The sequence below is a fragment of the Geobacter benzoatilyticus genome, assembly GCF_017338855.1.
In the GTDB taxonomy this organism is placed as follows: domain Bacteria; phylum Desulfobacterota; class Desulfuromonadia; order Geobacterales; family Geobacteraceae; genus Geobacter; species Geobacter benzoatilyticus.
Map to the genome: position 1 here is coordinate 2,716,839 of NZ_CP071382.1, position 17,406 is coordinate 2,734,244.

At 51.6% G+C, this 17,406-nt stretch carries 17 protein-coding genes, 1 tRNA gene and 1 pseudogene; 14 read left to right on the forward strand and 5 right to left on the reverse strand.

What is annotated here, in order from left to right; translation table 11 throughout:
- The first annotated feature begins 13 nt into the window (after positions 1 to 13).
- The 3 genes from JZM60_RS12490 to JZM60_RS12500 all read left to right on the forward strand — a co-directional run bounded on the left by JZM60_RS12490 (position 14) and on the right by JZM60_RS12500 (position 1,707).
- Positions 14 to 997, forward strand: coding sequence for a sigma-70 family RNA polymerase sigma factor (locus tag JZM60_RS12490; RefSeq protein ID WP_207162771.1), 984 nt, complete (start codon positions 14 to 16; stop codon positions 995 to 997).
- A 33-nt stretch (positions 998 to 1,030) separates the two neighbouring features.
- On the forward strand, positions 1,031 to 1,546 hold the full coding sequence (locus tag JZM60_RS12495; RefSeq protein WP_207162772.1) for an adenine phosphoribosyltransferase: 516 nt from the start codon (positions 1,031 to 1,033) through the stop codon (positions 1,544 to 1,546).
- A gap of 84 nt (positions 1,547 to 1,630) precedes the next feature.
- Positions 1,631 to 1,707, forward strand: a tRNA-Arg gene (locus tag JZM60_RS12500).
- Positions 1,708 to 1,848: 141 nt separating this feature from the next.
- Here the strand turns inward: JZM60_RS12500 and JZM60_RS12505 are convergent.
- On the reverse strand, positions 1,849 to 2,700 hold the full coding sequence (locus JZM60_RS12505; RefSeq protein ID WP_207162773.1) for a helix-turn-helix domain-containing protein: 852 nt from the start codon (positions 2,698 to 2,700) through the stop codon (positions 1,849 to 1,851).
- A 138-nt stretch (positions 2,701 to 2,838) separates the two neighbouring features.
- On the opposite strand from JZM60_RS12505, the gene JZM60_RS12510 reads away from it, so the two are divergent.
- From JZM60_RS12510 to istB, 11 genes and pseudogenes are all read left to right on the forward strand, one after another.
- Positions 2,839 to 3,024: a helix-turn-helix transcriptional regulator gene (locus JZM60_RS12510; RefSeq protein ID WP_145025650.1), complete on the forward strand. Its 186-nt coding sequence runs from the start codon at positions 2,839 to 2,841 to the stop codon at positions 3,022 to 3,024.
- A gap of 2 nt (positions 3,025 to 3,026) precedes the next feature.
- Entirely contained in the window at positions 3,027 to 4,145 is a 1,119-nt protein-coding gene (locus JZM60_RS12515; RefSeq protein WP_207162774.1) for an ATP synthase subunit B family protein, read from the forward strand.
- A gap of 503 nt (positions 4,146 to 4,648) precedes the next feature.
- Positions 4,649 to 5,614, forward strand: a complete 966-nt coding sequence (locus JZM60_RS12520; protein WP_207162775.1) for a hypothetical protein — start codon at positions 4,649 to 4,651, stop codon at positions 5,612 to 5,614.
- A gap of 1 nt (position 5,615) precedes the next feature.
- The gene (locus JZM60_RS12525; RefSeq protein WP_207162776.1) at positions 5,616 to 6,101 is read left to right on the forward strand and encodes a hypothetical protein; all 486 of its coding nucleotides are present in this window, start codon (positions 5,616 to 5,618) and stop codon (positions 6,099 to 6,101) included.
- Positions 6,098 to 6,568: a hypothetical protein gene (locus JZM60_RS12530; RefSeq protein WP_207162777.1), complete on the forward strand. Its 471-nt coding sequence runs from the start codon at positions 6,098 to 6,100 to the stop codon at positions 6,566 to 6,568. Before JZM60_RS12525 ends, JZM60_RS12530 begins: the two co-directional genes overlap by 4 nt.
- Positions 6,565 to 7,221, forward strand: a complete 657-nt coding sequence (locus JZM60_RS12535) for a hypothetical protein (RefSeq protein WP_207162778.1) — start codon at positions 6,565 to 6,567, stop codon at positions 7,219 to 7,221. The genes JZM60_RS12530 and JZM60_RS12535 overlap by 4 nt, the downstream gene beginning before the upstream one ends.
- A gap of 29 nt (positions 7,222 to 7,250) precedes the next feature.
- Positions 7,251 to 7,592 carry a hypothetical protein gene (locus JZM60_RS12540; RefSeq protein WP_207162779.1) on the forward strand — a complete coding sequence of 114 codons (342 nt, stop codon included), beginning with the start codon at positions 7,251 to 7,253 and terminating at the stop codon, positions 7,590 to 7,592.
- A gap of 278 nt (positions 7,593 to 7,870) precedes the next feature.
- The gene (locus tag JZM60_RS12545) at positions 7,871 to 8,662 is read left to right on the forward strand and encodes a metallophosphoesterase (RefSeq protein ID WP_207162780.1); all 792 of its coding nucleotides are present in this window, start codon (positions 7,871 to 7,873) and stop codon (positions 8,660 to 8,662) included.
- 207 nt (positions 8,663 to 8,869) lie between these two features.
- Positions 8,870 to 9,124 carry a hypothetical protein gene (locus JZM60_RS12550; RefSeq protein ID WP_207162781.1) on the forward strand — a complete coding sequence of 85 codons (255 nt, stop codon included), beginning with the start codon at positions 8,870 to 8,872 and terminating at the stop codon, positions 9,122 to 9,124.
- 93 nt (positions 9,125 to 9,217) lie between these two features.
- Positions 9,218 to 10,735, forward strand: a pseudogene (gene istA, locus JZM60_RS12555) (IS21 family transposase); the annotation flags it as partial.
- A 16-nt stretch (positions 10,736 to 10,751) separates the two neighbouring features.
- Positions 10,752 to 11,513: an IS21-like element helper ATPase IstB gene (gene istB / locus JZM60_RS12560; RefSeq protein WP_207162069.1), complete on the forward strand. Its 762-nt coding sequence runs from the start codon at positions 10,752 to 10,754 to the stop codon at positions 11,511 to 11,513.
- Positions 11,514 to 11,602: 89 nt separating this feature from the next.
- Here istB and JZM60_RS12565 read toward each other — a convergent pair whose 3' ends face one another.
- From JZM60_RS12565 to pglZ, 4 genes are read right to left on the reverse strand one after another with little or no spacing between them, the layout of a single operon-like run.
- The gene (locus JZM60_RS12565; RefSeq protein ID WP_207162782.1) at positions 11,603 to 12,409 is read right to left on the reverse strand and encodes a caspase family protein; all 807 of its coding nucleotides are present in this window, start codon (positions 12,407 to 12,409) and stop codon (positions 11,603 to 11,605) included.
- 3 nt (positions 12,410 to 12,412) lie between these two features.
- Positions 12,413 to 12,802, reverse strand: coding sequence for a TIR domain-containing protein (locus JZM60_RS12570; RefSeq protein WP_207162783.1), 390 nt, complete (start codon positions 12,800 to 12,802; stop codon positions 12,413 to 12,415).
- Positions 12,803 to 12,828: 26 nt separating this feature from the next.
- Positions 12,829 to 14,883: a BREX system Lon protease-like protein BrxL gene (brxL, locus tag JZM60_RS12575; RefSeq protein WP_207162784.1), complete on the reverse strand. Its 2,055-nt coding sequence runs from the start codon at positions 14,881 to 14,883 to the stop codon at positions 12,829 to 12,831.
- Between the two features lie 15 nt (positions 14,884 to 14,898).
- On the reverse strand, positions 14,899 to 17,394 hold the full coding sequence (gene pglZ, locus JZM60_RS12580; RefSeq protein ID WP_207162785.1) for a BREX-1 system phosphatase PglZ type A: 2,496 nt from the start codon (positions 17,392 to 17,394) through the stop codon (positions 14,899 to 14,901).
- Positions 17,395 to 17,406 lie beyond the last annotated feature (12 nt).

Genomic DNA, 17,406 nt, shown 5'->3' on the forward strand with positions numbered 1-17,406 from the left:
AACGGGGACAAGCATGGATGATTTTCTCGAAAAGGAAGTTGTGGAACCGGAAGAGCATGTTGAGCGGCAGGCGGATGACTTGATTGAACCGGAACCGAGTTCTTTTGAATTCGAAGAGCCGGAGGAAGAAGAAGAGGAAGCTGACGAGGAAGTGAAGGTCGTCGAGGAAGAGCATTTCGACGACGCAATCAAGCTATACCTCCGGGAAATCCAGAAAACTACGCTTCTTACCGCCGATGAAGAAAAAGCGCTTGCGGCCAGAATTGCCAAGGGTGAAAAGGCTGCGCGGGACAAGATGATAGAGTCCAACCTGCGTCTCGTGGTAAAGATCGCCAAAAGGTACATAAACCGCGGTCTTCCCTTCCTCGACCTCATTGAAGAAGGAAATATGGGGCTCATCAAGGCGGTGGAACGGTTCAAGCTCTCCAAGGAATGTCGCTTCTCCACCTATGCCACCTGGTGGATACGCCAGTCCATCGAACGGGCGCTGGTGAACCAGTCGCGTACCATAAGGCTTCCTGTTCACGTATCCGACGACATTAACAAAATGCTCAAAACAACCCGCGAGTTGGTGCAGCGCTTTAACCGGGAGCCGACTGTAAAAGAAGTCGCTACCGAGATGAACGTCAACCCGGCATACATACGCCGCCTCATGGTCCTGCTCAAGAAAACCTATTCAATTGAGCGTCCAATGGGTGAGAACAGCGATTATTTCCTTATAGATACCATAGAAGATACTTTATCCGTATCTCCGGCGACTTTTCTCGAAGACCTGAACAAGTATGAAATCGTCTCCAAGTGGTTTGCCTCCCTTACGGACAACGAACAGAAGATTCTGACTCTGCGCTTTGGACTTGAAGACAAGGAGCCTCAAACCCTGGACACAATAGGTCGGAGCTTTGGCGTAACCCGGGAGCGGATCCGGCAAATAGAAGCCAAATCTCTTGAAAAACTGAGAAAATATATTGAAAACAGTGACATTAACGCAATCGAGTGATTTTGAATGAGCAATAAGGAGAACACAACAGGAATGAATGACCTCAGGAATATAATCCGGGATGTACCTGATTTCCCCAAGAAGGGAATTGTTTTTAAAGATATTACAACGCTTTTGGCCGACGCGAAGTCATTTCAGCGAATGGTTGACCTGTTGGCGCATAGATATGTTGGAGAGAAGATTGACAAGGTGGTAGGCGTCGAGGCCAGGGGCTTCATCATCGGCGCCGCCCTTGCCTACAAACTCGGTGCCGGCGTGGTACTCGTGCGTAAGCCGGGAAAACTCCCCTCTGAAACGTTCAGCAAGACCTACCAGCTTGAATACGGCACCGATACCCTCGAGATTCATACCGATGCAATTCGCAAGGGGGAAAAGGTGGTCATAGCCGACGACGTTCTTGCCACCGGCGGCACCATGGCTGCCGTTGTCGACATGGTAACGGCCCTGGGGGGAGAAATTGTCGAATGCTGTTTCATGGCCGAGCTTGAATTTCTTGCCGGCAGAAAGAAACTGCCAGAGGGTAAAGTGTTCTCGCTCCTTTCATTCTAAGGGATTCGGCCACGTTTTGCCTCTGTTCTCAGCCGGGAAAAGGGTTGCAAAACCAGAGATGATGGGCTATAAAAAAGAACTTCTGTCCCCGTAGCTCAGCTGGATAGAGCACTTCCCTCCTAAGGAAGGGGCCGGACGTTCGAATCGTCTCGGGGACGCCAATAAAAACAGCGGGTTAGCTCACAAGAGCTAACCCGCTTTGTCTTGAATGGAACCTCTTGTGGAACCTCTGTGCGTAAATTGAATCATGGAACCATTTTCGATCTTCTGGAACCCTCTGCTACACTCAAACCATTTCCCGATCAGTATTGCTCCTCTTTTCTTTTCTGACACCCCAGACTTTTCAGAGCCTTCCCTATTTCAGCCATCAGTAATGTTACTTTGATTGAGGTACTTGGAACTGACGACAGTTCCTTGAACTTGGTTACAAACAGATCATCCAGCTTGTCCATTGCCGTGTCGGGAACATCGTATCTCCTGACCACTTCATTGAACGTTCTGTAAATAAGCTTCAAGGATTCGTTTTTCTCGTCACCGTACCCCCCACCGCGTTTTCTTTCTAGCATCTGGCATATTTTAGCAACATCAACTCGCTTGAAGTCCTGCGGCAAACGGTCAGGTGGCAGCCAGTGTGTTTGTATGAATTCAAAAACGCTCCCATCCAATTTATCAAGCTTGTGGTCAAGCGCTGTAATGGACCCTTCTCCAATGATCTGCCTCAGGATGTTATTGATGCTGTCGGCAATTTTGACATCGGCTATCAACAGACAACCGAAGTAATAGTCCTGTCCAAGAAGGAAAAACCTGCTCCCGTCTGCAAGGCTGTCTGAGTATGACGCGTTGTACATATTTTCAGCCAGGAACTGGGGTAGCAATGCAGTGAAGTCATCTTGCATTGATCGTAAGTAGTCGGGACGGGACGGAGGGACAGGAATCCAGACTGCGTTGGCGATAGGCGGGGTTCCAAGAATTAGATAGTCTGTCTGAACTCCTAATGCCGAAGCAAGCTTTACCGTTACCTCGGAGGAAAAACCATACCTTCCTTTTTCCCACATGGCGATCGACGTGCGTGGCACACCCAGTCTATTCGCCAGAATATCCTGTGTGCATCCGTTCAATAATCGCAGAATTTTCAGCCTGTCACGTTTTTCCATGCATTCCTCGAAGTTCCCTTATGTTTCAATTGATACCACACATACGCATGATTTCATACTTAAAAAATCATTGACATCATACGTATGATATTATAAGTATGAACTGTGCGCTATAAAAACAATCCGGAGGCAATTGATATGAACCTGATCGCCATTGAAGCTATTTGCAAGAAGGGAAAATTCTCTGTTCAGACTCTGCATCGTCTACGCAGAGCAGGTGTCTTTCCGCCTCCGCGTCTCCAATTATCCAGAAAATTGATCCGTTGGGATGAAGATGAAGTAGATACATTTTTCAGAGGCGAATGGGTGCCGGAAGCGAAGTAAATATGCCTGAAGATTGCAAGCTATATGCCGTGGAAGAGGTCGAAGATCTCCTGGCAGAGTTCAACAGCCCAAGAAACAGGCTCACGGTTTTCAAACCATTTGTTCGTTATTTTGGTGATTTGAACACGGCCATCATTCTTTCGGAGATATTTACCTGGAGCTACCACTTTCGAGATCGCAAGTTGCCGGGAATCGGATACGGCTGGTTTTACCGACAATATGAACCTTCCTGCAAGCAACAGGAGCTTGACTGCGCTTCAGGTGTTGACGTTGCTGCTGATGAAATGAATGCAACCACATGCAGAGAGGCTGAAGGGAAGACTTGGCTTGAAAGAGTAGGACTTCGAGAGGATGTCGTCAGAAAGATAGTCAAAATCCTGGTGAAAGATGGCTATGTCCAGACCGTTGTTAAGAAGGCGAACGGTGCCCCCACCTGCCACTACAAATTTGTACGCGGTAAGTTGCTGGATTTAATGGATACCCTCAAAAAGCAGGAAAGGAAACCTGAAAATTTCAGGGAACGTTTCCCGAAAAAAACAGGGAAGGAAACCCTCAAAATCCGTGATTCCATAACAGAAGAAAAAACAGAGATCACTCAGAAAACAACTACAACGCAGATGCTGGTGTTGTTATCCGGAACGCCATTGTCAAAAATCTCTGAGAAGGAGTTGCGGGTTCTGATCAAACGCCACGGTAATGTGAGGGTTATGCAGGCTGCTGACATCGCTGCAGAAACCTGGCGACGGGAGGGAACGGAGATCCGAAACCCCGGCGGCTATCTCCAGGCACTCTGTGATGATCTCATGATACCGGAATGGTATGAGCCTCCGCATGTTCGCGCTGCCAAGTCAGAGGCTGCAACAGAACGGAAACGTGCCGAGGACGAAAAACAGGCGGAACTGAAGAAGGCGGAAGCACAGGAGTCAAAAGAACGTGATGAATACTGGCACTCCCTGCCCGAAGAGGTCCAAATGAAATTCATCGAAGACGAAAAGAATTCATCGCCAATTGGTGAGTTCATTCCTGAGATAGGAGTGGTTGCACTTGCCAAGTCAAAGGCTTGGGGATGTCGCACACAAATGATCACAAATACCGGCCTTACTGGTGAGCCTTCCAACTGAAAGCTCCAAGTAATCAACGTGTTGCCGGGATATTGGAAACAAACAAAACAGTTACGACTTTTTCAGATAGGAGAGATTTTTCGCAGCATCATTGCCCGGTGTACTCAGAGCCGTCGAGCCACTTGGCCCGGCCGGACACCACCCATGGGATTGGCCAACCTAAGCAGAGCCCTTCATGTCGAGGTCAATGCACCTCCCCCTCGCATGATCGAACGTTGTACCGGAAACCATTAGATGGCGGACCAGGTATCGGCCCCTGAGTCCTGAACGCAGTGGCGAGGCGTTTCCCGGAACAGCACAATCGAGGACCTGTTTGATGTGAACCACCGGTAGCGTCCCGGTCCACGACAGACAGCAGGACAGCCGGCAGGAATCCTTGCCAGGTCCAGATACAAGGGACACTACGAAAAGCAGGAAGACGGAGCTGCTACCGTCGGCATGGCGATGCCGGAAAAAGAGCATGTCATCTCACCACGCAGGCCGGCAACGGCCAGAGGCAATCAATGAAACACAGGTGGCCAACATCATTGCACTCCCAGACCGAGGCGGTCTTCCACGCAGTCCGCTCGATCAGTGAGGCAAAGGAGGACAGCGCTCTGGGCATCCGCTCCTTCGGCTCCTGGAAGGTCTACAAATACGAGGCCCATCGCTTCGTGGAGTTCATGTTCGGAAGCGGACAGACTTCCATCCTTGATACCGCGTCCGTTCACGACGACATGGCGGTGTACCTGGAGGAGCGACTGGCGCATTACGTCGAAAGGAAACGCTCCCGACAGACCATGGAGACCATCCTGTCAGCAATGGGAAAGTTCGAGTACGCCATCAATCAATACATCGAGATCCACGCTCTGGATATTCTCCGCTTGAACACGGAACCGTTGCGCATGGCTTTCTACGCTCGCAGCAGAAAGCTGCTCCGGAAGTCGAGCAAGCTCTTCGATAACCGGGCCTATCCCGATCCGCTCCGGCTGATTGCTGCCATCAGCGATGGGACTTTCCAGTTACAGGCATCACTACAATACGAAGGCGGGCTGCGTACCGAAGGTGTCGGTGCTCCCAGCAACCGGCGGTTGAAGAATCCCCTGACCAGTAACGGGCTGCGCGGCATCAGTGCCGATCCAGTCACCGGATCTGAGGTGGGCATCGTCGCCTCGGTGGAGAAAGGTGGCAAAGAGACCGAACACTTCGTCTCCGTCCTTACTTACCACAGGCTGGAAGAATACATCGCCCGTTACGGAAAACTGGAAAGCGATTATTTCGCCTATGTAGAGGCAATCAATGCTGCCGCGCACAATACCGGTCAGTATGCCCCGGGCCGCGGCAGTCACGGCCTCAAGCATAACTTCGCCCAGGAACGCTACCTGGAGTGCATCGCCCGCGGCAAGAGCCACGAGCAGGCCCTGCAGCAGACCTCCCTGGAAACATCCCACTTCCGGCTGCGGGAGACCCTGACCTACACGAGAGGATGACATGACCGAGCAGCTGAACCTGATAACCGGCCTGACTGAGTCCGAAAGAAAAAAGATCTTTTCCTGGGTGGCATCGCTGCCGGAAGACAAGGTCATCGAGATTTTCCAGGAAGGAGTGAAGAAGTCTTTCCAGCTCAAGGGTGAGCGTCCTGACCTTTCCGGCCGGATCTCCAAATACTGCGCCTTTATCATGGCGGCCCGCAAGGGGGGCTGGGACACGATCAAGGGAAAAGGCTACCGGGTGGCGGATCAGGAGCAATACGAAGACTTCACCCACTTGCGCCAGGCGGCGGCAGCATCCCTTGTAGCCAGGGGGAGGAAACCAGTCCTGCGCCGGAAGATCCTGGCCTACTGGGGCGAGGTAAGGGAACTGAAGGCAGATGACATGGGCTTTCGTGTCATCGCCGGCTATCTACAGAGCAAGCGGAAGCTGAAGGTATCGGCAACGTATCTGAGCAAGCTCTGGAAGGAGGTGGAGGCAGGATGATTGAATTCAATTTCAAAGGGATATCCGTCTCCGCCACGGTCGAGATGGAACGGTATGACTACCGGGATAACGGCGGCCATTACAAGACCCGCTTCAACAGAAACACCCTGGTCAAAGCCAGCTTCTGGGGTTTTGCCATTGATAACGATCTCTATGAACTGGCCACTGTCAAATCGTCACTGAACTACTTCATGCAGGCCTACTGGAAACGAAGCAGCAAAGCGGGCAGCAAGATCGACCTGGTAACGGTGCTCAAACGCAATAACGGCGGAAATCCGCAGGCGCTCTATCTGGTTGCCAGACAGAAGGACGGCATCCATTCACTTGAAATCAGCCTGGTCGAGAAAGGCGCACCTACTGGCAAGATTTATCTGAACGGCCAGGAAGTGATCATGCTGGACATCGCCATCGGTAAGGCGATCAACCTGCTGACGCCGGACTACAACATCAACGAGGGGAATATATGAAACTGTTAGCGTACCAGAAAGCAGATTTTTCCAGCCCGATCATCACCGTACATGAAGCTCTGCGCCTACGGCGTCAGTATCCGGAAGAGTGGGAAGGAAAACATTTCTACGACCTTATCAAGCTGAGACCCATGGTGCCGGTAGATCGCGGAGCTAAATCATCCAGCTTTGCCTATCTCGGTGGTTCCGGGGACGGTCATGGTAATGGGTCAAAGGGGATCGCCCACGAACTGGTCCAGGAATACGTGTGTAAGTTATGGACATGGCGAATCAGGGTTTTCGGGAAAGAGTTCATGCTCAAGATTGACGAAACTTCCGATGAGTGGGCCGTTCATGATGATCGATCAGGACTCAACTACACTGTGGATTGCAAGCTGGCATTGTCCCCTGACTCAGATCTCTATTACGAAACAGCTGGTGTCATTGGTATCGAGGTAACCGACACGCATAAGACCGGCCCCCGCAAGAAAAAGGCACTGGCAAGAGCCGGCCTCGTTATCCTGGAGCTGCAGATGATCCCGGACTGGCATGTCGCCAATGACGTCAAAATTACTTCCGAAGATCTGAACCAGCTACGGAAGAGGATCTTTGGCTTCCTGAACAAGGGAACGAAGCTCAGTTGCCTGTGCAAGCCGGCATACGTGCGGATATGACCATCTGAGCCGCACAGGGAGGTTTTTCGATGATCAAATACTATGATGCCCAGCAATGGCTACGAGAGCGGCAGCCGAAACGGGCAAAGCTGCCGGCGGTGCTGGTTGCTACGGTCGTGCCAATGTTAGCCAGTGCGGTTTCCGGTCTGCTTGTCGGACTCTGTTTTCTCAGCACATTCTGGTACTGGGCTATCGGCATCGCATGTATCTCGTTGCCGTACATCCTGATGGACCGGGTGCAGGTGCGTCTTTATCATGGTTATGTAAAGGGGAAGCCATACTGGACACTGATCAAGTACGCCTTCTCCAGCACGGATTACCGCCCCTGTTATGCCCCATGGTGGTACTGGCGCTGGTACTACTGGTGGTAGGATAATTATTGGCATCCCAAAAGGGCACCTGTTTGGGATACTGGCAAGGGTAGTTGTAATATGGAGGCTGTTTTGGATACCAATTTGGTACCCAAAATGGGGAACTTTTTGCCACCTTCAGTCAATGCCGCATTTTTGGGTACAAAATTGGTACCTTTAATGCGGCATTGCCTAGTTGACGGACATGCTTCATGGCAATAATTATCCAGATCTCACACCGTTTTCAGGTATATTACCGGATACTTTGACTGAATCTGCTTTTTATGTTGGAGAGAACAATGCTTGTCCGTCCCTTTTCCGATATTCATGCTGAATTCTGGCAGCCCAACAAAATCCCGCGCATTCTGGAGATGGTGGTTCCGCCGCTGCCGACTGATAAGGAGACCGTTGCCCTGATTGCCGGCGACATCGGCCTGGCTCACCGTCAGGAAACCTGGCTCAAGGTTATCAGCCTCCTGGCTAAGCGTTTCCTTGCCGTCATCTATGTCGAAGGGAACCATTTCTTCTACCATAATGATTTCTTCGGGCGTATCCACGAGCTGAAAGCCAAGCTCTCCTTACCCGGGAATGTCCACTTCATGGAAAACGAGTCCGTCGATATCGACGGTGTTCTGTTCATCGGATCAACTCTCTGGACGGATTTTCTGGGGAAGGATTTCTTCAAGATGCAGAATGCCCGGAAGAACATGAACGACTTTGTGTTGATCAAGAAGGCTGACGGGACTCGGCTCATGCCCGAAGAGACGGTCGACTTGTTTCAGGAATCGAAACGGTATATCTTTGAGACGCTGGCAGCTGCGGGAGACAAGAAGGCTGTCGTGGTAACACACCATGGCGTGTCACCATTGTCAATTCACGAGCGGTTCCGAGGAGACAGCCTCAACTGCGCCTTCATGACCGATCTCTCCAGCGAGATCATCGACCATGGCCCCGATCTCTGGATTCATGGCCATACCCACAACTCGTTCGACTACACTCTCGGCAAAACCCGGGTGGTTGTGAATCCCTACGGATACAAGGATGTGGAGGTCAATCCGCAGTACGACAGGCAACTGGTCATTGAATTGTAGTTTTCAGGGTAAACCCTTTGTTAAAAACACAGACTCGTTTTTTTAACAAAATATGGTCAAACAGAAAATAAGTTCGCTTTAGGGCGCGTTATTTCAGTCAAAGTCCCTTACAAAGAATCAAATCCTGTTCATCTCAGCAAGTTTGCGGTAATGCGCACCCAGCGCGGTCAATTTGCAGCCAGTCGAATTTATCGCAGCGTAGTACATATGTTCAGCATCGACAGGCATTACCAAACCATGCCGATTGCACATTTGCAGTTCTTTGAAGATTCGAGTGTTGTTTTCGTTAACCGGTATATCCCGAAATTCGGCTGGTATATTCTCTCGATCCGGCTCAAATTGCGTATTCCGGACGAATCCGGCCACCATTCCGGCGGGAAAGCGGCCACCGTTCCGACGGGAAACCGGCCGGCATTCCGATTTGATTGCGGCCACCATTCCGGAGCAATCCGGCCAGTGTAAAATGAGAGTGTAGTCGCGGGGTAACTCCAACAGGTATCCTGCCTTCCTTGATTGAATAACGAGGAGGGCGTGATGCCGAGAGAAAGAGTTACCATGCGAAAGATACGAGAGATACTCCGCCTTGTTTGGTCGTGTAACCAGAGCCGGCGTGATACATCCAGGACCTGCGGTGTCGGCAAGAGCACCGTGGATGACACCATCAACCGGGCAGTCGCCGCCGGTTTTTCCTGGCCTTTGCCTGCCGATCTCGATGATGAAGCCCTTGAACTGCGCCTCTATCCCCCCGTTGTCAACCCAGCCTCCCGCAAGCTGCCCCAACCCGACTGGCGGGCTCTGCACGATGAACTTGTCAAACATAAGAAGCTCACCCTCATGCTGTTGTGGCAGGAGTACAAGGAGGGCGAACCCTCCGGTTACCAGTACAGCCAGTTCTGCGAACTGTACCGGCAATGGAGAAAGAAGCTCGACCGCTCCATGCGCCAGGAGCACCGTGCCGGCGAGAAGTTCTTTGTCGACTACAGTGGCCAGACGGTACCGGTTGTGGACGCCACCACCGGCGAGGTCCGGGACGCCCAGATGTTCGTGGGTGTCATGGGCGGCAGCAACCAGACCTATGCCGATGCCACTTGGACCCAGTCACTTGCAGACTGGACCGGATCCCATGTGCGGGCGTTCGGTTTTATGGACGCCGTCCCGCATTGCATCGTTCCCGACAACTTGCTCTCCGCCGTCACCAAGACCTGCCGCTATGAACCCGATATAAACCCCACCTATGCGGCACTTGCCGATCATTACGGCACCGCCATCGTTCCTGCCCGTGTACGCCATCCCAAGGATAAGGCCAAGGTCGAAGGGGGCGTGCTGATTGCCCAGCGTTTCATCCTGGCAGGCCTGCGCAACCGGACCTTCTTCAGCCTGGCCGAAGCCAATGCCGCCATTCGTGAACGCCTTCTCCTTCTGAACAACCGCCCCTTCAGGAAGCTGCCCGGATGCCGACAGAGCCGGTTCGAGGAGATTGACCTTCCGGCCATGCTGCCTTTACCGGAAACACCCTATGAGTATGCCCAGTGGAAGAAGGCCCGGGTGCACATCGATTACCATGTCGAACTGGAAGGGCACTTCTACAGCGTCCCGCATCGCCTGGTGAAGGAACAGGTGGATGTGCGTTACACCGAGACGATCGTCGAGTGCTTCTACAAGGGAAACCGGGTTGCCTCCCATCCCAAGTCATCTGTCCAGGGCAAACACACCACCACACCGGAGCATATGCCCAAAGCCCACCGTGAGTTCGCCGAGTGGACACCGGAGCGGATCATCTCCTGGGCCGCCCAGACCGGAACAGCGACGGCACAGGTGGTGGAAACCATTCTGTCACGCAAGGCATATCCCGAGCACGGCTTCCGATCCTGCATGGGGATCATCTCGCTTGCGAAGCGCTATACCAAAGAACGTCTGGAGGCGGCCTGTGAACGGGCAGTCACCATTAAAGGCGTCACCTACAGAAGCATCAAGTCGATCCTAGAGAACAACCTGGATCAGAAGGCGCTACCCAAACAGATGGAACTACTTCCGGTTGCCCACGAGAACATCAGGGGCACGGATTACTACAACGACGAAAGGAAACTGTATGCTGACACAACCGACCATCGAGAAGCTGAACTCGATGAAACTGACAGCCATGGCTAGGGCCTTTGCGGACCAGATGCAATGCCCGGACATGGCACAGCTCTCCTTTGAAGAGCGCTTCGGCCTGATCGTGGACTACCAGATGACCGATCTGGAAAACCGGCGGATGCAGAACCGACTCAAGAACGCCAAGCTCAGGCTGTCTGCCTCGATCGAGGATCTGGACTTCCGCCAGGGAAGAGGTGTTGACCGCTCACAGGTCATGTCCCTTGCCGGGAATCAGTGGGTGAAGAGCCATCACAACATCCTGGTGACCGGGCCGACCGGCGCCGGCAAGAGTTACCTGGCCTGTGCGCTGGCACAGAAAGCCTGCCGGGACGGTCACTCTGTTCTCTACCAGAGAGTGCCGCGGCTGCTTCAGGAGATCGCGGTATCCAGGCTCGATGGCCGCTACAACAAGATCATTGCGCCGCTAACCAAATGCGAGGTGCTGATTCTGGACGACATGCTCATCTCTCCCCTGACGCGGGAGGAACAGCGGGAACTGCTGGAGATCGTCGAGGAACGTTATGACCGCAAGGCAACCGTTATCACCAGCCAGCTGCCGGTGAGGGCCTGGCATGATGCCATGCAGGATCCGACTCTGGCTGACGCCATACTGGACAGACTGGTGCACAATGCCTACAAGCTGGAACTGAGGGGTGAATCCATGAGACGAAAACGATCCGTGCTTGACCAGAAAACAGAAACTGTGACAGAGTAAAAACCCACACCCCGAGACTCTCTCTCACCACTGGCCGGAATCACCGGAACGCTGGCCGTATTCACAGCGGAACGGTGGCCGCCATCACGTCAGTTCGACTGGCCGCTTTCACCGGAATACGCATCAAATGATGGATCGAGCCGAAATGTAGAAGCAGCATCAGGAAAATACTCCGGCAATCGTCGAAGTATTTCCAGTGATATTTTTGGGCTTACCTGTCTGAGTGTCACGAATGTTTGAACATTCGCCTTGTAGATGGGGCGTTGTTCCCAAGGTCCCAATGTCTGGTCGACGTGGGAATAGAGAGACGCCGGAGTTATTCGACCGCAAATGTCAGCCGAGCTACCGCTTAAGCCATCCAGCAAAATATCGGTGAAGAGCCCATGTCCCTTGAATTCTCCCGCAGTACCGTCACGATGACATGCTGTCAGAATCGTTACGCCAGTACCAATCGCAGCGATTTGCTCATTCCCTAAAGCAGGAACTTCACCGGCAAATCCAGAGTGGCAACTATCGAGGATTATCACGGTTGACTTGATGCGCGGATATGCTCTGTTTGCCAGACCCAATATTTCCGAAAGAGACATCCCCCACGATCCCTTAGCGCCATTCTGACTGACAATATAGCCAGCGTTTGTATCAGGATTAATGATCCCGTGACCGGCAAAAAAGAAGAGAACCGTATCAGCATCACCGGTAAACAGTTGGTGAATGGCTTCACTTAAAACGGCAGTAGTAACATTAACCTCATTACTCGTTAGAATGCGTATTGAAAAGTTAGGTGATCCATCCCCATTTTTTTCAAGTGTATTTGCTATGGCAACTGCATCATTGACGCACCCACTCAGTGGACTACTCGGATAATCATCTATGCCAACGACGAGAGCTTTCTTCATCTGCTACCTCCCACCACCGATCAATGTCTTGAGGTTTTCCCAAGTCCACTTGTAAAGTTTATCGGTGCTTTTTGCCGCTTTCGGCTTAACACAGGTTTTGTCGGCATAACCGGCAAGCAAAAAATAAGGCACCTTTTCTTCTTGAGCTATGGTGAGCTCGGCGTTTACCCCAGTGGCGGTATCGGTATGCTGGCCGCATATTACAGCAACCACATCCACTGATTTGATTCGTGTTCGGGCTTTAGCCTTCCAATCACCGTCTATCGGTTCTTTAATCGACCAGTCCGTCAGTTCGAATGGGCTGTCTTCATTTTTGGATTGCCCAACAAGGAAAGTCTTCAGCGTTTCATCGTGATCGTAGTCAAAGCTGATGAATACTCGTTTTTTAGCCATATTGAGGCCCTCCCGAATTATGTACTTTATTCACTCAACGCTTTCAAATACGTAACTTCAAACGCCTTACATTGCCGGTGCTTCTGTAACCTATTGGCAATAGCAAACGTATCGTTCATCTCATAGTGCTGGAATATGTCGAGGCCGCGATCCAGCAGGATCTTCCACCCGGTGTCAGTAACTATGTGACGGGCATGGATGGTGTTGCTAACGTCGAACTCCCAGGTGAACTGAATCCCTATTGGTGCGCAGGTGTCCTGCATTTTCTGGAACTGCTCTAGCTGTTGCGGCCCTTTGAAATCATCTTCCACTGTGATCAGGTGTACAGCAACTTCATCCTCATCTTGCTTGATCTTCGCAACGGTTTCCAGGAACTCCATCAGGTTCCTTACCTGGAAGAATAGCCGGATGTAAGGATCAGTGATAACGATCTTGCCGGCATTTTTCAGATATGGGCCTAACAGGGTATCGAATGAAACCCCTCGCTGATTTTCCGAAAAGGTGACATGCTTTTCAGACGGCTCTTCCTTTGCTTTTTGTTTTTCATCTGTTTTTGTTTCAGTGTTATCAGTCTCTTCTGAAGGTTCCTCGGGTTCATTCGTTTCTGCTGTTTTTGATCGGTAATATTGAGGGTACTGTTCCTCTTCAAGGGTTCTCACAGGAATCAGGCTGCCAGCCCCAGCAGAATAACCAAACCGGACAGGCTCAAAGGTTGGATCAATCCGCATTACCTGATCTTTTACCCGCTTACGCCCTTCAATGGAAAAATGGAGGATTTCCTCCATCTCTTCTTTGGTTGCCTCGCCTGATGGGTAGAGGATCTTCATCAAGCCGGAGAAGGTCTTGTTAATGCCGTCCTTATCGCGGGTTGAGATATCTTTCGATAATGTGAAGTGTTCAGTGTACTTCTGAGAGAAGTCGTGAGACCGCAAGCTCCGCAGGATTTCTGCCAGATAATCAACTACGAAGCCGTATCCTGATGAGAACATCTCACCACGGATAATATCCACTTCCCAGCCGGGGATGTAGAAGTGGAGACGATCAAGGAATGCTGAGTCGTAGTATTTCTCGGGCAGTTCATCAAAGAGGTCGGTGTGCTTCAGCATATAGGGCAGGTTGTGCTGCGTATTGCCGACAAAGGCTATTGATGCTTCAGCCCCCAGTGTCTCGACTCCACGAGAGAATGATTTGTTGGCCATATAGTTCTTCATGATGTCTACCAGGGCCTTATCAACTTTCTTACCCTTACCAGCGAATTCGTCAAAGGCGACAGCATCCCAGTAGCCGACAAGGCCAAGCTTGCCATTGGAATTATTGACAAACAGTTTTGGAACCGTGACTTCGCCACCGGAAATCAGGATGCCATGGGGAGAAAACTCGGAATAGATATGGGATTTGCCGGTGCCCTTCGGCCCAAGCTCAATGAGATTGTAGTTCCGCTCACAAAATGGAATAAGGCGGATCAGTTGCAGCAGTTTGCTCCGCTTTCCGAACATCTCCGGATTGAAACCTATGCTCGTGATCAATAGGTCAATCCACTCATCAGTTGTGAACTTTTGCCGTGCAGACAGATAGCCATCAAAGTCAAAGCTGGAAAGCTGAATCGGCTTAATGCTGCTCAACAGCCAGGGGCAAGCGTTCTTGTCTTCAGTGAACTCATACTCCACATCGGAAATACACCACACACCACCTACCAGCAATTTCGGGTGTTTCTTGATGGTGTCGCTGTCCACAATGACTTTGCTAATCCCAAGGTTGGCAAATGTTGCCTCGTACATGTCGCTCTTGTCGTTCAGAGAGACGCTGATCTTGTCGATGACCTTGTGTCGCCCCTTCTCTTTGGTGATGGACTTCACCAACCCCGATTCATTCCGGTGGACGTAATGCTTGCGCAGGATCTCCTTGACGGTTTCGATCCCTGACTGGATGCTGGCCTCATCCGACGTAGCACAGTACTGTCCCAGCAGGTACTCCAGTACGTAGGATGGTACGATGGCATTCCCTTTAACCGCCTTAACCAGATCCTTGCGGACGACGAGGCCGGAGAAATGCTCATTAATCTTATTGTCGAGTTCACTCATCGGAAGGGCACTCCATTAAAAATCGAAATCACTGGTAAATGAACGCCTGACCAGATAGCGGGCCGATTTGTATTCGCGGTAATGTGATGTTGCACCGACCCGTTCTTCAAGCTTGAGAAGGACTTCCTGCCCGTTTGCCGCATCAGCCTTGCGGCTCAACACAAATCGTACCTGCATCTCACGGTCACGGGGATTGTCAGAAGCCAGATCAAATTTTAGTTCATGTCTGTCGGATATCAATTCACCTGCTTGCGTATAGATACCAGCTCTGAGAGTGTGGGACTGCACCTTGTCGCAGGCTGGCTGAACCTGATAAAAGACCACGGATAACTGACCAGACGATATGATCGATGTAGCGCCACGGAGAATCTCGATTTCAACGGCGGAGGTATCGCTCTGCCGCTTCTTATTGATCTGGATTACCGGGATGACCGTTTCCTGCAGCGAAGCCCCACCGTGGACATATCTGCTGCCCGAACCCTTCAGGCGCAGCCGGTTGATTGACTTCGGAATCTGGACCTGCTGATCACCTGTCAAGCCAAGTTGGGATACGCTGAATGTGCGCAGCCCCTGATTATCGTTCATCCCCTTGCCGATCACGAAACGCCGGTCCCTGAAGAGGACCGTTGAGCCGGATGCTTCGGCGCCGAGGAAATCGCTCTCGTCAATTGCGCGGTTCTGATAGATGAAACCATGATCAGTAGTAATCAGCATGTTGTTGGCATTGGCGGCAGCAAGTTTTTTTATAAGCCTGATTATTTCCAGGAGAGTTTCTTCCACCGCTTCAAAGGCGCGCTCTTCAGACACCTGCTTGTCGCCGGTAGCGTCAATCCGGTTATGGTAAACATAAATCAGATCATGATCCCGCAACAGCGCCCGGCAGTCATCTCCATTCAGGCGCATAATCTCATCAGCTTTTACCGCTGTGGCTCGCTGTTCCACACACTCCGTCAGTATTCTGTTCCGATTTGCCGTGCCCTGAGAGCTGGTACCATTAACAAAAGCCGTGCCGCTATCGTCCTGCGCCAAAGACAGCTCCTTGTTTGGCAGCAGTGCCGCCATTCCAAGCTGCGTGTAGCTGGGGAGCATGGCAAGCGCTGTTTCAAGCTTGGCCGTATAGCGGTCCTCCTGGCGAATCAACCCGATGAGCTCTTCGCCGATTTCATAGCGTAGCGCGTCAGAGATAATGACGATAATTTTCTTGTTATCTTTCAGAAACGGTTGAACCCATTTGGAAAAGAAATCCCTCTGCAACGGGATATCGCCGGTTCCCCAACGGTCTGCAGCGTCCACATGCTGTTGCCAGGCATCATTGACCTTCAGCAGGAAATTGTTTGAGTAGAGGTTTTCAATCTGCTCGTTAAGCTGTTCCAGCAGCGAGGTCTGCCCGGACTTCCCGGCATGGAAGATGAACTTGCGGTAGAGTTGGTCGAGACGGAACCAGGATTGACAGTACCGCTGAATACCGTCCGACATGGACTGCATGGCAAGGTTGGACTCTTCCTGTGCAGCTATGAAACGAGCAGCAACGTCAATAGCTTCATATATGTTGCGGAACTCGCTGTACCAGTGACTTGAGCGCCGTTGACGGATAAACGAAACACAATCGTTTGCCGGGATAGTCCGATCAACAACCTGTTGAACAAGATCGCTCAGAATTTTTTGATCAATTATCCGGAAATAATCCAGTTCCAGCAGGTCGCGAAAATCGCGCTGGCCCAGATCCTGCTCAATATTCAGAAGCTCGCTGCACTCCGTAGCGAGCATTTCATAAGACGCCTCATACTGACGGCTGTCCTTCCAGCGTTTCAGGAAGACAAGAGCATCGCCACCCAGCCGGGCAGTGCCGTTGGTTCCCAGGGCATAACATGACTTAAACAGCTCGATGGCAAAATCTCTGATCCCCGGCGTGGCTGATTTGTAACCATAGCATCGCTCAAGCTGCTCCAGCAGGAACGCTTCCAGATCGCAGCGTTTAATCAACTTGATCTTGTCATCACGGCTTTCTGCCAGCTCGGCCAGGAGGTTCTCAAGCACGCTTTCCAGACGGGTGTCAGCTCCGCTACAGATTGCCAGCATCTTGAGCCGAATAGCGCCCGGCGTATCATTGTCAGCAAGTACCCTTTTCAGCCCCTCTCGCCTCTTGGCGGCATTGAAGAACTCGCCATGGTTCTGGACAATATCGGCAAACTCAGGCCCCAGGTCCAGCTCACTTAGCCAGATACCTGCCTGATCGGTGCGAAACTCCCCATGGGCAAGCTGCACATCCAGCAGCCAGTTGTTGATGTCTTCCGGCTGTGCACCTTCGTGATAAAGGAGGAATCTCTGCTCCGGCGCTTCCCGAAGGACCCGGTATTTGATGCCGAATTCATTGTTGTTCAGTTCGATCTTTTCAATGCCCGCAAGACTCAGAGCCTCAAACTCCTTGCGGAGCTCTTTCTTTGCGTCGTACCAGAAAACGATCCGATGCTTGTCAAAAATTCGTGTCAGTGCCTGTGTGATTCGATCCATGGTCGGCGTCCG

Excerpts from the sequence above, each read along its gene's own strand:
- JZM60_RS12565 (WP_207162782.1), bottom strand. The coding sequence starts at position 12,409 with ATGAAGAAAGCTCTCGTCGTTGGCATAGATGATTATCCGAGTAGTCCA.
- JZM60_RS12520 (WP_207162775.1), top strand. The coding sequence starts at position 4,649 with ATGAAACACAGGTGGCCAACATCATTGCACTCCCAGACCGAGGCGGTC.
- JZM60_RS12535 (WP_207162778.1), top strand. The coding sequence starts at position 6,565 with ATGAAACTGTTAGCGTACCAGAAAGCAGATTTTTCCAGCCCGATCATC.
- JZM60_RS12505 (WP_207162773.1), bottom strand. The coding sequence starts at position 2,700 with ATGGAAAAACGTGACAGGCTGAAAATTCTGCGATTATTGAACGGATGC.
- pglZ (WP_207162785.1), bottom strand. The coding sequence starts at position 17,394 with ATGGATCGAATCACACAGGCACTGACACGAATTTTTGACAAGCATCGG.
- brxL (WP_207162784.1), bottom strand. The coding sequence starts at position 14,883 with ATGAGTGAACTCGACAATAAGATTAATGAGCATTTCTCCGGCCTCGTC.
- JZM60_RS12525 (WP_207162776.1), top strand. The coding sequence starts at position 5,616 with ATGACCGAGCAGCTGAACCTGATAACCGGCCTGACTGAGTCCGAAAGA.
- JZM60_RS12540 (WP_207162779.1), top strand. The coding sequence starts at position 7,251 with ATGATCAAATACTATGATGCCCAGCAATGGCTACGAGAGCGGCAGCCG.
- istB (WP_207162069.1), top strand. The coding sequence starts at position 10,752 with ATGCTGACACAACCGACCATCGAGAAGCTGAACTCGATGAAACTGACA.
- JZM60_RS12570 (WP_207162783.1), bottom strand. The coding sequence starts at position 12,802 with ATGGCTAAAAAACGAGTATTCATCAGCTTTGACTACGATCACGATGAA.
- JZM60_RS12530 (WP_207162777.1), top strand. The coding sequence starts at position 6,098 with ATGATTGAATTCAATTTCAAAGGGATATCCGTCTCCGCCACGGTCGAG.
- JZM60_RS12545 (WP_207162780.1), top strand. The coding sequence starts at position 7,871 with ATGCTTGTCCGTCCCTTTTCCGATATTCATGCTGAATTCTGGCAGCCC.
- JZM60_RS12550 (WP_207162781.1), top strand. The coding sequence starts at position 8,870 with ATGTTCAGCATCGACAGGCATTACCAAACCATGCCGATTGCACATTTG.
- JZM60_RS12490 (WP_207162771.1), top strand. The coding sequence starts at position 14 with ATGGATGATTTTCTCGAAAAGGAAGTTGTGGAACCGGAAGAGCATGTT.
- JZM60_RS12515 (WP_207162774.1), top strand. The coding sequence starts at position 3,027 with ATGCCTGAAGATTGCAAGCTATATGCCGTGGAAGAGGTCGAAGATCTC.
- JZM60_RS12510 (WP_145025650.1), top strand. The coding sequence starts at position 2,839 with ATGAACCTGATCGCCATTGAAGCTATTTGCAAGAAGGGAAAATTCTCT.
- JZM60_RS12495 (WP_207162772.1), top strand. The coding sequence starts at position 1,031 with ATGAATGACCTCAGGAATATAATCCGGGATGTACCTGATTTCCCCAAG.